The sequence below is a fragment of the Phenylobacterium sp. genome (genome assembly GCF_030651755.1).
Classification (GTDB): Bacteria; Pseudomonadota; Alphaproteobacteria; order Caulobacterales; family Caulobacteraceae; genus Phenylobacterium.
The window spans coordinates 1-13,086 of sequence record NZ_JAUSBZ010000096.1; the positions used below are offsets into that span (position 1 = coordinate 1).

The window sequence follows — 13,086 nt, forward strand, 5'->3', positions numbered from 1 at the left end:
CGCGGCCAATGGCCAGCAGGCGGCGGTCCTGGTGGTCAAAGGCGAGCACGGCGCGATAGAGGCCGACGGCCAGGTGCGGCCAGGCCGGGTGGCTCGCCAGCGCCAGCCCCTGAGCCCTGGCGCCGAGCTCATAGGCGGCCAGGCCCGCGACGCCCCCCTGGAAGGGAGGCCCATCCGCCAGCACCTCCCCTTCGGGGATCAGGTCCGCCAGAGCCCGGAAGGGATCAACCTCCTCGCGCGCCTCGACAACCAGAACCCGGTGCGGCCGGGCGGCCAGATAGGACCAGCGTCCCCGGCCGCCGCCGCCGCCCGACAAAAGGCAGAGGCTCCAGGCCTCCTCAGCCAGGGCCGACAGGACCTGGGCCGGCTCGCGCCAAGGCGCTTCGATCTGGGCGACACGACGCATCAGCGCGCCATAGCCCCCTATGGCGCGGCTGGAAAGCGATCAGGCGGCGAGGGCGGCGTCGGCGGCGGCCAGGGCCGCATCCTTGGCGCCCTTGAACCCCTGGACGGCCAGGGCCTCGGCCAGGGCCGTCAGGCACAGACGCACATGCCAGGGGGTCGCCGAGGCGCCCATCAGGCCAATCCGCCAGACCTTGCCCTTGAGGGGGCCAAGCCCGGCCCCGATCTCCAGGTTCCAGTGCTCCAGCACATGGTTGCGCACGGCCGCCTCGTCGACGCCCTCGGGGATCTTCACCGTATTGAGCTGGGGCAGGCGATGGGCCGGCGCCACCAGCATCTCCAGACCCAGGGCCTCAAGCCCGGCCACCAGGGACTCATGCATCCGCGCATGGCGGACAAAGGCGGCCTGCTGGCCCTCCTCGAACAGCACCACCAGGGATTCGTGCAGACCATAGAGGGCGTTGATCGGGGCGGTGTGGTGATAGGTCCGGCCGCCCTCCCCGCCCCAGTAGCTCATCAGCAGGCCGATATCGTAGAGCCAGTTGCGGGGCTTCTCCTTGCGCGCGGCGATGGCCTCCACCGCCCGCTTGGAAAACGCCACCGGCGACAGGCCAGGGGGCGCCGAGAGGCACTTCTGGGTCCCGGAATAGAGGACATCGGCGTCCCAGGCCGCCGCATCGACGGCGATCCCCCCCAGGGAGGTCACGCAATCGACGATGGACAGGGCGCCATGCTTGCGGGCCAGGGCGCACAGGCTGGCCGCATCGCTACGGACCCCGGTGGAGGTTTCGGCATGGACAAAAGCCAGCACCTTGGCCTGACGGCCAGATAGCGCCGCCTCCACCTTGTCGAGGCTGACCGGCGTCCCCCATTCGTCCTCGACCACCACCACCTCGGCGCCGGCCCGCCCGGCCATGTCGACCATCCGCGTGCCGAACACGCCGTTGACGCAGACCACCGCCAGATCACCCGGCTCCAGCAGATTCATCAGCGCCGCCTCCATGCCCGCCGTTCCCGGCGCCGGCAGGGGCACGCAGATGTGATCAGGGGCGTTGAACAGGCGGGACAGGGCGGACTTGATCTCTTCCATCAGCCCCTGGAAAGCCGGGTCCAGATGGCCGATCGTGGGCCGCGCAAGGGCCGACAGCACCCGGGGACTCACATCGGACGGGCCGGGGCCCATGAGGATTCGGCGGGGGGGTTGAAAGCTCTGCATGGCGCCCTCTGATCTTGCAGCCCAATTTCACAGCGAGGTGATTAGGCCGAGACGGCGCCTGAGCGCAAACCTTGTCACTGAACCTTGTCGGAGGTTCAGCCCCTGGAAGACGTCCGGCGCAGACTTGGAGGTCAGCGCCGGACGTCGGGTCTCTCCGAAATCCCACCCTTTGTATGGTCGTATTCCCTCGGGAAGCTCTTGCGCCACTGGGCCCAGAGCTGTGATCTCGGCCGTGGGTATCGATCGGTCAGGAACCGTGCGCCGACCACCCGGTCGGTGCGGAAATTCCGAAAATCAGCGCGCAGCTCACACCAGGCGCAGATGACCCGCACCGTATCGAAATAGCCTACCGTCACCGGCCAGATCACCCGGGCGGTGACCGTCCCGCCTTCATCACGATAATCGAGGGCGACCTTGCGTTCCTCCCGCAGGGCCGCACGCAGCTGGGACATGTCCAGGGCGTCGCAGGCCGCGTCAGGCCGGCGCGAGGCGGTGAGCGGCGAGGAGCTGATGAAGGGGCGCAGGTTTTCCGGGATCACCTGGGCGATCTTGGCCACCAGATCATGGGCCGCCCGGGCCAGGTCGGGGTCGCCCCGGCTGCTGACCCATTGGGCGCCGAGCAGGGTCGCCTCCAGCTCCTCGGCCGTCAGCATCAGCGGCGGCATGTCGAACCCGTCGTCCAGCACATAGCCGACCCCGGCTTCGCCCCGGATCGGCACCCGCTGAGCGATCAGGTCGGCCATGTCCCGGTAGAGGGTCCGAAGGGAGACCTCCAGCTCCTGGGCCAGGGCTGCGCCGGTCACCGGCCGGCGGCCGCGGCGAAGGATCTGGATGATCTGGAACAGGCGATCGGCGCGGCGCATCACCGTCCTCCATAGGCTCGCTTGTCTGCTGACAAGACGCTGACAGGAGGCCCTCCTTATCACGGTCTGGATCGCGCAAGGAGGACCCCATGATCACGCTCTATGGCTTTGGCCCCGCCTTTGGCCTGCCCGACCCCAGCCCCTATGTGATGAAGACCGAAACCCAGCTGAAGATGGCCGGCCTCGGCTATCTGAAGGTCGACGGCGACCTGGAAAAGGCGCCCAAGGGCAAGCTGCCCTATCTGGACGACGGCGGCCTGGTGGTGGCCGATTCCACCTTCATCCGCCAGCACATCGAAGAGGCCTATGGGATCGACTTTGATGAGGGCCTGTCGCCCGAGCAGCGCGCGGTCGCCTGGGCCGCCGAGCGGATGATCGAGGACCACCTGGGCTGGGCGCTCGGCTATTGCCGCTGGCTAATCCCCGAGAACTTCGCCATTGGACCGGCTCACTTCTTTGACGACATCCCCGAGCCCGGCCGCGAGCAGGTCCGCCAGGAGGTCCTGGGCGAAGTTCGCCACGCCATGACCGCCCAAGGCGTGGCCCGGCACAGCCTAGCGGAGATCACCGCCCTGGCCGACCGCTCCCTGGGCGCGCTATCCGTCCTGCTGGGTGACAAGCCCTATCTGATGGGCGAGCGGCCGGCCGGCGTGGACGCCACCGCCCTGAGCTTCCTGGCCGGCCTCTATTGTCCGGTCTTCGCCTCTCCGGTCCGGGAGGCCGCCTTGGCCTATCCCAACCTCGTGGCCTATGCCGAGCGCCTTATGCGGCTCTTCTTCCCGCAGCACACGCCCCAGGCCATGGACGCCGCCTAGGCCAGAATTCGGGCGCTGATCGCCTCGCGCATGTCACGGTCAATCCCCAGCGCCTGCTCCAGATAGCCGTCCAGCGAGCCGCACTGGTCGCGCATGACGGCGAAGGCCGCCTGCAGATATTCTGGATGAACGCTGAGCGCCGTGCGCACCGCCTCCTCGGTGGGCGCGCGGCCGGCGTGTTCGGCGACGAACTCCATCATGAAGGGAATCCGGCGCTGAATCCGGGTCTCGTCATTGGTCAGCAGATAGTCGGCGATCAGGTCGTCGTCGTGGACGCCGGCCATGTGGTGGGTGAGCGCGCACAGCATGCCGGTGCGGTCCTTGCCCGCCACGCAATGCACCAAAACTGCGCCTTCAGAGGCCGAAAGGGCGCGGAAATAGCGCGAAAACAGGTCCAAATGACGGGCTTCAAAGGGGGCTTCCCGGTAGAATCTGACCCCATCGGCCCGGAAGAAGTCGGCGCTGATATCGGAATCCTTCAGCGCCGCCAGCCAAGGGTCCCCGGGCTCTCCCAGATCGTTCTCGATCACATGGGCCATGAAACCCTCAGGCCGCGGCGACGGCTCCCGAGCCCGTTCGGCTGGGCGACGCAGGTCCACCACCACCGACAGGCCCAGCTCCCGCAGGCGGGCGAGATCGGCTGGCGTGGCGCGGCCATGATTGGCCGAGCGATAGAGGACGCCAGAGCGCAGGCCCCGACCACAGGCGGTGTCGTAACCGCCAAAGTCGCGGAAATTCTCGATGCCTTCGAAGTCCATATGTCGTTGCATCGGCAGGCTCTAAACCCGGCGGCCGGCGAAATCCAGGGCCTGGACGAAGGCGCGGCGGCGCCACAGGTTGATCTTATGACAGAGCCCCAGACCACCCGATTCCAGAGCTTCGACGGCGTCGAGATCGCCGTCCATACCGCCGGCGCTGGCCGCCCGGTCGTGCTGCTGCATGGCTTCTTCTCCAGCGGCCAGCAGAACTGGTTCCTGCCGGGACATGCGGAACGCCTGGTCGCCGCAGGCTTCCAGGTGATTGCCCCTGACCTGCGCGGCCATGGGGAGTCCGGCGCGCCGGTGGAAGCCGAGGCCTGGCCGCAGGATGTGCTGGCCAGGGACCAGGCCGCGCTCATCGCCCATCTTGGCCTGAGCGACTTTGATCTGGTCGGCTATTCGCTCGGCGCGCGGACCTCGGTGCGCGCGGTGATCGGCGGCCTTCGCCCCCGTCGGATGGCCCTGGGCGGCATGGGCGCCTCAGGGGTCATGGCGGCCGGCGCCCGGGCGGCCATGTTCGAAGACTCCATCCGCAACGGAGCGAACGCCCGGGACCCCCGGGCCGGCAAGTTCATCCAGGCCCTGATGGCCGAGATGGGCCTCAATCCGCAGGCCATGCTCGGCGTGCTGGCCGCCTTCCAGGAAACGACCGAAGGGCAGATCCGGGCGATCCCCACGCCGACCCTGGTGGTCTGCGGCGAGGCTGATCGCGACAATGGCTCGCCCCACGAGCTGGTCGAGCTGTTGCCGCACGGCGAACTGGTCATCGTACCCGGCGACCACCGGGCCGCAGCCGCGACGCCTGAGCTGGGCGAGGCGGTCGTCCGGTTCCTGACGGCCTGAAGCCCCTTAGCGGAACGGCGGCTCGTCGAAGCTGCGCAGCTTGCGCGAGTGCAGGGCCGCCCCCTCCTCCCGCAGCAGGTCCAGGGTCGCCAGGCCGATCTGCAGGTGCTGGCCGATGGCCCGCTCATAGAAGGCGTTGGCCTGCCCCGGCAGCTTGATCTCCCCGTGCAGGGGCTTGTCGGACACGCAGAGCAGGGTCCCGTAGGGCACCCGGAACCGGTAGCCCTGAGCGGCGATGGTGGCGCTTTCCATATCGATGGCCACGGCCCGGGACTGGTTGAACCGGAGCGCCGACAGCGAATAGCGCAGCTCCCAGTTCCGGTCGTCGGTGGTCACCACCGTACCCGTCCGCAGCCGACGCTTGAGCAGATCGCCGGCCTCGCCAGTGACCCGTTCAGCGGCCCGGTTCATGGCCACCTGCACCTCGGCGATGGGCGGGATGGGGATTTCCGGCGGCAGGACGTCGTCCAGCACGTGGTCGTCGCGCAGATAGGCGTGGGCCAGCACGTAGTCGCCGATGGTCTGGCTGCCGCGCAGGCCGCCGCAATGGCCGATCATCAGCCACGCCTGGGGGCGCAGCACGGCCAGGTGGTCGGTGATCGTCTTGGCGTTGGAGGGGCCGACGCCGATATTGATCAGGGTGACCCCACGCCCGTCCTTGGCCATCAGGTGGTAGGCGGGCATCTGGTGGCGCCGCCAAGGGGCCTCGGCCACGACGAGTTCAGGGTTTTCCGTCTCCGCCGTCACCATCACCCGACCGGCCGCCGACAGCGCCGTATAGGGGCCGCCGGCCTTCAGCTGGGCGCAGGCCCAGGCGACGAACTCATCCACATAGCGGTGGTAGTTGGTGAACAGGATATAGGGCTGAACATGCTCGGCCGGCGCGCCGGTATAGTGGGCCAGTCGGGCCAGGGAGAAGTCGGTCCGCAGGCCATCGAACAGGGCCAGCGGCCGGGCCTCCTCCAGGGCGGGCGTCCAGAAGCCGTCGGCGATCTCGTCGCCGATATGGGCGAGCTCGGTGGTGGGGAAGTGCCGGGCGATCTCGCCGGCGCCCACATCGGCCTTGGCCAGGTCCACTGTGCCGTCCAGCACATAGGGGAACGGAATTTCCTGACTGGAGCGGCCCACCTCGACGGCGACATTGAAGTCGCCCATCAAAAGGGTCAGCTGCTCGACCAGATAGTCGCCGAACAGGTCCGGCCGCGTCACGGTGACCGCATAGTCTCCGGGCGCTGAAAGGCGGGCATAGGCCCTGGCCAGACGCGGAAAGGCCTCCCCGCGCGGCCAGCGGAGCCGCAGTTCCGGATAGGTGAAGGCGCCGCCGGCCCGCAGGGCGGGATCAGGGATTTCACCCTGGTCCAGGAAGCGTTGCAGGGCGCCCCGCAGGGCCTTGACGGAGGCCAGATATTCCTCGGTCAGCCGCGCGACGATGGCGGCGGGATCATTCGTCATTGTCATGGTCGATCATAGCGCCCCTGGTTGACGGTTTCGAGGGGGCAGAACGCACGCCGATCTTGCGCTGCTCCCTTCGGCCTCCCCATATCTGGCGCCTGGATCAATCGCTGAACACAAGATGCACAACCACCTGAGAACCTTCACCCTGCTGGCCGCCCTGACCGCCCTGTTCATGGGGATCGGCTTCATGATCGGCGGGGCCAGCGGCATGATGATCGCCCTGGTCTTCGCTGGCGGCATGAACCTGTTCAGCTACTGGAACTCCGACAAGATCCTTTTGAAGATGCATGGCGCCCAGCAGGTGGACGAGACCCACGGCGAGGCCCTGATCCGCAACTATGTCCGCGATGTCTATGACATGGCCGACGGCGCCGGCATGCCAAGGCCCAAGGTCTATGTGATGGCCACCGACCAGCCCAACGCCTTCGCCACGGGCCGCAATCCGCAGAACGCCGCGGTGGCCGCCACGCAGGGCCTGCTGCGGATGCTGGACCGGCGGGAAGTGCGCGGGGTGATGGCCCATGAGCTGGCCCATGTGAAAAACCGCGACACCCTGACCATGACGGTGACCGCCACCGTGGCCGGCGCCATCTCGGCCCTGGCCAATTTCGCGCTGTTCTTTGGCGGCAATGACCGGGAGCGTCCCGGCGGCATGATCGGGACCATCGCCCTGATGATCCTGGCGCCCATGGCCGCGGGCCTGGTGCAGATGGCCATCAGCCGGGGGCGGGAATATGAGGCCGATCGCGGCGGGGCCGAGATCTGCGGCGATCCTGAGGCCCTGGCCGACGCCCTGCAGAAGATCGAGCACTATGCCCGGGGCACGGTGAACCTGCCCGCCGAGCGCAATCCGGCCACCGGCCAGATGTTCATCATCAATCCCCTGTCGGGACGCGGGGCCGACAACCTGTTCTCCACCCATCCGGCGACCCCGAACCGGGTGAAGGCCCTGATGGAGATGGCCGGCAAGGTGGCTGCGCCCGTACAGCGGGCGGCCCGGGCCGTGGGCACGGCGGTGCCGGTTACGCGGCGCTCGAAGGGCGGTCCCTGGGGCTAGGGCATTACACGCGCTCGCCCTTGGACTTGAGCCCGACGGCCCCTACTCCGCCGGCAGGGTGTTGTCGGTGCGCTTGATGAGCAGGCGGTCGAACTCTGACCAGACTCCGGCGTCGCCGTGCCACTGGCCCTTGGTGGCGGCCTTGGAATATTCGGTGGAGCGGGCCTCGAAGAAATTGGCGTGCTCCACCCCTGACAGCATCGACTGCAGCCACGGCAGGGGGTTTTCCTTCACCCCATAGACCTCGGGCAGATGCAGCTGGCGCAGGCGCCAGTCGGCGATGAAGCGGATATAGGCCTTGATGTCGGCCGGCGTCATGCCCTGGACCTCGCCGGCCTCGAAGGCCAGGTCGATGAACTTGTCCTCCAGGCCCACCACGGTCTTGCAGCAGTCGACGATGTCGTCGGCCACCGACTTGGTGACCACCTTCGTCTCTGCGTTGAAGGCGTGATAGAGCCGGATGATCCCCTCGCAGTGCAGGCTTTCGTCGCGCACCGACCAGGAGACGATCTGGCCCATCCCCTTCATCTTGTTGTGGCGGGGGAAGTTCATCAGCATGGCGAAGCTGGCGAACAGCTGCAGGCCCTCGGTGAAACCGCCGAACATGGCCAGCGTGCGGGCGATGTCGGCGTTTGAATCGACGCCAAACTGCTGCATGTAGTCATGCTTGTCCCGCATCTCCTGGTAATCCAGGAAGGCGGTGAACTCGGAATCCGGCATGCCGATGGTTTCGAGCAGCAGGGCATAGGCCGCGATGTGGATCGTCTCCATGTTGGAGAACGAGGCCAGCATCATCTTCACCTCGGTGGGTTTGAACACCCGCCCGTAGCGCTCCATGTAGTTGTCGTTCACCTCGACGTCGGACTGGGTGAAGAAGCGGAAGATCTGCGTCAGCAGGGCCCGCTCCTTGTCGTTCAGCTTGGCCGCCCAATCCTTGACGTCCTCGCCCAGGGGCACCTCTTCGGGCATCCAGTGGACCTGCTGCTGCTTCTTCCAATAGTCGTAGGCCCAGGGGTATCGAAAGGGCTTGTACGCATAGGAAGGCGTCAGAAGGCCGGGCAGGGAGCTGTGGGCGGCGTCGGTCACGGCGAGACTTCCCCGAGTCTGGGATTGGGCTGGTGTCGGGGAAGACCATACCAGCGAACCGCCGGGTCGCTAAGGGGCAAACCGCCGCATGACCCCAAGATGTTGTGAATGGCGAGCGCTCGGCCACTAAATGCAGCGTGGCTGAGGTCTCAGCTGGAAGCCCTGCGGGACCCTAGTTCTGCGGCTTGATAGCGAAGGACAGGGCGAAGATCTGGTCGTTGCGGGTTTCCTGCCCCCAGATCATATGCTGGCCCTTCACCTCGCGGTGGACATAGCCCAGGGCGGCCTGGACCGGACCCTTGCGCCAGCCAACACCCACATGGGCGTCGCCGATCAGGGCGCTGGAGCGATCGGTGGACCAACCGGCCGGGTCCCATTCGCCCCCATTGCGCAGCATGTTCAGCCCGACAGCCCGGCCGCTGGCGGCGGCGAACACATACCAGCGCCCCGTCTGGCCGAAGGCCTGACCATCCCGAACGCCCATGGCGTTGAGGCGATCCTCAACCTCGTCATCCAAACGCTGGCCCAGACGCAACTGGGCGCCAGCCTCCGCCTGTCCGCCGCCGGCGCCAATGCCCAGCCCTGCATGGGGGGTGACATCCACGTCGTAGCCCGCGGCGGCGAATTGCATCGCCCGGGGCCAATTGCGCACCATGGTGACTTCATAGGCCTGGGCGTCGAACTCGGCCCGCTCAGGATTCAGCGGCAGGCCGCCTGGCCCCCGTAGTGGGCCGCCGACACTGATCCGCAGACTGTCGACCACCGCGCCGCCGCCGGACACCGCCAGGGGTGTCTCGCTCGTGCGCCAGCGCACCGGCCCCTGTCCGGCGACATAGGCCTCCTGGTCGATCAAGGTCTGGATCGGATCGGGGTCGGTGACGGTCCGTTGCGGCGCGAACGCCGCATCCATCAGGGCGTAGGCCGATTGGGTGAATTCGCCCTGTGTTCGCAACCGGTCGTCAGCGGCCGCACCCGAGGCGGCGCCAAGTCCCATTGCGATGACGAACCCAGCCGCGCGTTTCATTGATCCCTCTCCAGCCCCCGCCAATCTACGGGTTCACATGACACCATTCCATGAAGGCTCAATGTCGTGAAGATACTGAGAGTTCCCTGACGCCCATATTGACTGCGCCAGGACGTCGCAAGCCCACCCTATGTCGTTCCGCGTGGGGGGACGCCCATTTCTCGGGCTAAGACCGCTGGCCTATTGGCAGGCCAGACATTCCTCATAGTCGGTCCGTTCGTGCTCCGGCGGCGCCATGGCCGGGACGATGCCGGCGATGGCGACCGCGGCCCCGGCGTGAGACGCCCGCTGCACCGACTTGGACCGGAGATAGTAGAGCGATTTGCAGCCCCGCTCCCAGGCCATCCAATGGAGCATGTGCAGGTCCCACTTATCCACGTCGCCCGGCAGGAACAGGTTGACCGACTGGGACTGGCAGATGTCCGGCGTGCGATCAGCGGCCAGCTCGACCACCCAGCGCTGGTCGATCTCGAAGGCGGTCTTGAAGACGTCCTTCTCGTCGTCGCTCAGGGCGTCGATGTGCTGAACCGAGCCCTCATTCTCCAGGATGGTGTCCCAGACCGCCGGGGTGTTCAGCCCCTTTTCCTCGAGGAGGCGCTCCAGATAGGGGTTTCGGACCGCGAAGGTGCCCGACAGGGTCTTGTGCGAATAGATATTGGCCGGGATCGGCTCGATGCCGGCGCTCGTGCCGCCGCAGATGATGGAGATCGAGGCGGTCGGGGCGATGGCCAGCTTGTGCGAGAAGCGCTCCATGACCCCACGCTCGGCCGCATCGGGGCAAGGCCCACGCTCTTCAGCCAGCCGACGGCTGGCGGCGTCGCAGTGGCGGCGCAGGTGCTTGAACAGGCGCATATTCCACGACTTGGCCAGCGCGCTCTCGAAGGGCACGTTCTGGGCCTGCAGGAAGGTGTGGAAGCCCATCAGCCCCAGGCCCACCGACCGTTCGCGGATGGCGGCGTAGACGGCGTTGTCCATCTCGCCGGGGGCCCGGCTGATGAAATCCTGCAAGACGTTGTCGAGGAAGCGCATGACGTCCTCGATGAAGGTCGGATGGTCGCGCCATTCCAGGAATTTTTCGGCGTTCACCGACGACAGGCAGCAGACCGCGGTGCGATCCTTGCCCAGGTGGTCGACGCCGGTGTGCAGCATGATCTCCGAGCACAGGTTCGACTGGCGCACCTTGAGACCCAGATCCCGCTGATGCTGAGGCATGGCGCGGTTCACGGTGTCGGAGAAGATCAGGTAGGGCTCGCCGGTCTGCAGGCGGATTTCGAGAATCTTCTGCCAGAGCGACCGGGCGTCCACCTCGCGGATCACCTCATTGGTCTTGGGCGAGCGGAGGCCGAAGGACTCACCGGCGCGCACGGCCTCCATGAAGTCGTCGGTGATGTTGATGCCGTGATGCAGGTTGAGCGACTTGCGGTTGAAGTCGCCGGACGGCTTACGGATTTCGAGGAATTCTTCGATCTCCGGATGATGGACGTCCAGATAGACCGCCGCCGAGCCCCGGCGCAGGGAGCCCTGGCTGATGGCCAGCGTCAGGGAGTCCATGACCCGGATGAAGGGGATGATGCCGCTGGTCTGGCCGGCGCCCTTGACCTTTTCGCCGATGGAGCGGACGCCGCCCCAATAGGTGCCGATGCCGCCGCCGTTGGAGGCCAGCGCCACATTCTCGTTCCAGACCTCCTGGATGCCGTCGAGGCTGTCACGCACCGCGTTCAGGAAACAGGAGATGGGCAGGCCGCGATCGGCCCCGCCATTGGACAGGACCGGGGTCGAGGGCATGAACCACAGGTTGGAGATGTAGTCGTAGATCCGCTGGGCGTGGTCGGCGTCGTCGGCGAATGCCGTCGCCACCCGGGCGAACATGTCCTGGTAGGACTCGCCGGCCAGCAGGTAGCGATCTTCCAGGGTGGTCTTGCCAAAATCGGTCAGCAGGGCGTCGCGGCTGCGATCGACCTCCACCTTCCGGACCAGCTGCAGCTGAGGCCGCTCAGCGCGGTTTTGCGCCGCCGAAGCCGCCTCAGAAACCTTCAAAATCGCCGCTTCACTGCCGCTCATGGCCAAAACCTATTACTTTCAGGGGCTTCGGACCCATGCCCGAAAACGGCCCCACCCGCTATATGTAGTAGCTGCCCCACCCCGAGGCACCACAATATGGGGCCACAGTGCCTAATGACTCGTCAACGGGGTGTGACAGTTCGCCCCCAGGGTTTTTCGTTACCAAGGTCTTAACGACCAGGGGCCGGGCGCTGATCCTGCTGACCTTTCCGCCCCCGCGGACTCCAGGGGCTCACGAGACTGTGACAATTGGTCCAGGCGCCGCCGCCCGCGCCCAGGGCGCCGGCTTGCCTTTGCCGCCGAACACTCTAAACCCCTCCGGGTCATTGGGGAGTAGCCGCCCGTATCTCCAGCGGGGGGCGCGTCAACACACTTACCTTTGGGCTCCGGCCCCCGGGTATGGCGCGTCCGGTCGATCAGACTTGGCAAGACCTTTGGCGTTCGCGCGTCGACCATGCGGGGTCGGAGGCGTCGATCGCCATAGGTATGCCGTCCGACCCCGCCGGGACATGACATTGGAAGCCTTCCTCATATCTACTGGCCTGGTGGCCGTCGCCGAGATCGGCGACAAGACTCAGCTGTTGGCCCTGTTGCTGGCCGCACGCTTTCGGCGGCCCTGGCCGATCCTCGGCGGCATATTCGTCGCCACCCTGGCCAATCACGCCCTGGCCGCAGGGCTGGGGGCCGTGGCCGCCGCCTGGCTTGACGGGCCCTGGATGCGGTGGGTGCTCGGCGGCCTGTTCCTGGCCTTCGCCGCCTGGGCGCTGATCCCCGATAAGCTGGAAGACGAAGAGACGCCGACGACCCGCCCAGGGGCCTCGATCTTCTGGACCACCACGGTGGCCTTCTTCCTGGTGGAGATGGGCGACAAGACCCAGGTCGCCACCGTCGCCCTCGGCGCCCAGTTCCAGGACGTCCTGCAGGTGGCCGCCGGCACCACCCTGGGCATGATGCTGGCCAACGCCCCGGTGGTGCTGGTGGGACAGGCCGCCGCCGGGCGACTGCCCTTGACGCTGATCAGGGGCCTCGCGGCCCTGGCCTTCGCCCTGATCGGCCTCTGGATCCTGATCTTCGGATAGTCAGCCCTCAAACGAAAGGAGCCCGGCCTTGCGGCCGGGCTCCCCATCGATCGACTGATCAGTCGGTTCGAAATCGAAATCAGAAGTTGATGTCGATGGTCGAACGACGGTTCAGAGGCTCTTTCACGCCGTCGCCGGTCGGGACAGCCAGTTGGCTCTCACCCTTCCAGTCGACTTGCAGCGCGCCTTGATTGACGCCCATGCCGACCAGTTGGTCAGCCACGGCCTTGGCGCGACGTTCCGACAGGCGGATGTTGTACGCCGGCGAGCCGGAGGAGTCGGTGTGACCGATCACGACGACCTGGGTGGCGGAGCCACCGCGGGCGTAGTTGGCGGCCTCAGAGACCACGGCCTGGGCTTCCGGCGTCAGGATGTACTGATCGAACGGGAAGTAGACCACGAACTGCCGGGCTTCATACGCCGCAGG

The 13,086-nt window shown here is 66.9% G+C and carries 12 protein-coding genes, 1 pseudogene and 1 riboswitch; of the genes and pseudogenes, 4 read left to right on the forward strand and 9 right to left on the reverse strand.

Translation table 11 applies throughout. The features are described from left to right. The 3 genes and pseudogenes from Q7V15_RS08790 to Q7V15_RS08800 form a co-directional block, all read right to left on the reverse strand. Positions 1-406, reverse strand: a pseudogene (locus tag Q7V15_RS08790) (aminodeoxychorismate synthase component I); the annotation flags it as partial. 39 nt (positions 407-445) lie between these two features. Beyond that, complete coding sequence (locus Q7V15_RS08795) at positions 446-1,618, reverse strand: alanine--glyoxylate aminotransferase family protein (protein ID WP_304755136.1); 1,173 nt, start codon at positions 1,616-1,618, stop codon at positions 446-448. Between the two features lie 131 nt (positions 1,619-1,749). Continuing rightward, the gene (locus tag Q7V15_RS08800; RefSeq protein WP_304755137.1) at positions 1,750-2,481 is read right to left on the reverse strand and encodes a YafY family protein; all 732 of its coding nucleotides are present in this window, start codon (positions 2,479-2,481) and stop codon (positions 1,750-1,752) included. Positions 2,482-2,570: 89 nt separating this feature from the next. On the opposite strand from Q7V15_RS08800, the gene Q7V15_RS08805 reads away from it, so the two are divergent. After that, complete coding sequence (locus Q7V15_RS08805) at positions 2,571-3,296, forward strand: glutathione S-transferase family protein (protein ID WP_304755138.1); 726 nt, start codon at positions 2,571-2,573, stop codon at positions 3,294-3,296. Here Q7V15_RS08805 and Q7V15_RS08810 read toward each other — a convergent pair. Next, positions 3,293-4,066: a tyrosine-protein phosphatase gene (locus tag Q7V15_RS08810; RefSeq protein ID WP_304755140.1), complete on the reverse strand. Its 774-nt coding sequence runs from the start codon at positions 4,064-4,066 to the stop codon at positions 3,293-3,295. The genes Q7V15_RS08805 and Q7V15_RS08810 overlap by 4 nt on opposite strands. On the opposite strand from Q7V15_RS08810, the gene Q7V15_RS08815 reads away from it, so the two are divergent. Beyond that, entirely contained in the window at positions 4,055-4,897 is an 843-nt protein-coding gene (locus tag Q7V15_RS08815; RefSeq protein ID WP_304755142.1) for an alpha/beta fold hydrolase, read from the forward strand. The two genes, Q7V15_RS08810 and Q7V15_RS08815, sit on opposite strands and share 12 nt — an antisense overlap. Positions 4,898-4,903: 6 nt before the next feature. Here Q7V15_RS08815 and Q7V15_RS08820 read toward each other — a convergent pair whose 3' ends face one another. Continuing rightward, complete coding sequence (locus Q7V15_RS08820) at positions 4,904-6,355, reverse strand: AMP nucleosidase (protein ID WP_370689796.1); 1,452 nt, start codon at positions 6,353-6,355, stop codon at positions 4,904-4,906. Between the two features lie 115 nt (positions 6,356-6,470). Here Q7V15_RS08820 and htpX point away from each other — a divergent pair, with 115 nt between their 5' ends. Further along, positions 6,471-7,409 carry a zinc metalloprotease HtpX gene (gene htpX, locus Q7V15_RS08825; RefSeq protein ID WP_304755145.1) on the forward strand — a complete coding sequence of 313 codons (939 nt, stop codon included), beginning with the start codon at positions 6,471-6,473 and terminating at the stop codon, positions 7,407-7,409. 42 nt (positions 7,410-7,451) lie between these two features. Here the strand turns inward: htpX and Q7V15_RS08830 are convergent, their stop codons facing one another. The 3 genes from Q7V15_RS08830 to Q7V15_RS08840 form a co-directional block, all read right to left on the reverse strand. Next, complete coding sequence (locus Q7V15_RS08830; RefSeq protein ID WP_304755147.1) at positions 7,452-8,495, reverse strand: ribonucleotide-diphosphate reductase subunit beta; 1,044 nt, start codon at positions 8,493-8,495, stop codon at positions 7,452-7,454. A gap of 172 nt (positions 8,496-8,667) precedes the next feature. Beyond that, a complete protein-coding gene (locus tag Q7V15_RS08835) occupies positions 8,668-9,519 on the reverse strand; it encodes a lipid A-modifier LpxR family protein (protein WP_304755148.1) in 852 nt (283 codons plus the stop codon). 180 nt (positions 9,520-9,699) lie between these two features. Then, positions 9,700-11,586: a ribonucleoside-diphosphate reductase subunit alpha gene (locus Q7V15_RS08840; RefSeq protein WP_304755151.1), complete on the reverse strand. Its 1,887-nt coding sequence runs from the start codon at positions 11,584-11,586 to the stop codon at positions 9,700-9,702. A gap of 310 nt (positions 11,587-11,896) precedes the next feature. Further along, positions 11,897-12,034, forward strand: a riboswitch (yybP-ykoY riboswitch). Positions 12,035-12,089: 55 nt separating this feature from the next. On the opposite strand from Q7V15_RS08840, the gene Q7V15_RS08845 reads away from it, so the two are divergent. Further along, entirely contained in the window at positions 12,090-12,659 is a 570-nt protein-coding gene (locus tag Q7V15_RS08845; protein ID WP_304755152.1) for a TMEM165/GDT1 family protein, read from the forward strand. A 79-nt stretch (positions 12,660-12,738) separates the two neighbouring features. Here Q7V15_RS08845 and Q7V15_RS08850 read toward each other — a convergent pair. Continuing rightward, positions 12,739-13,086 (reverse strand): OmpA family protein (locus Q7V15_RS08850; protein WP_304755153.1); only part of this gene is annotated, 348 nt, incomplete at its 5' end.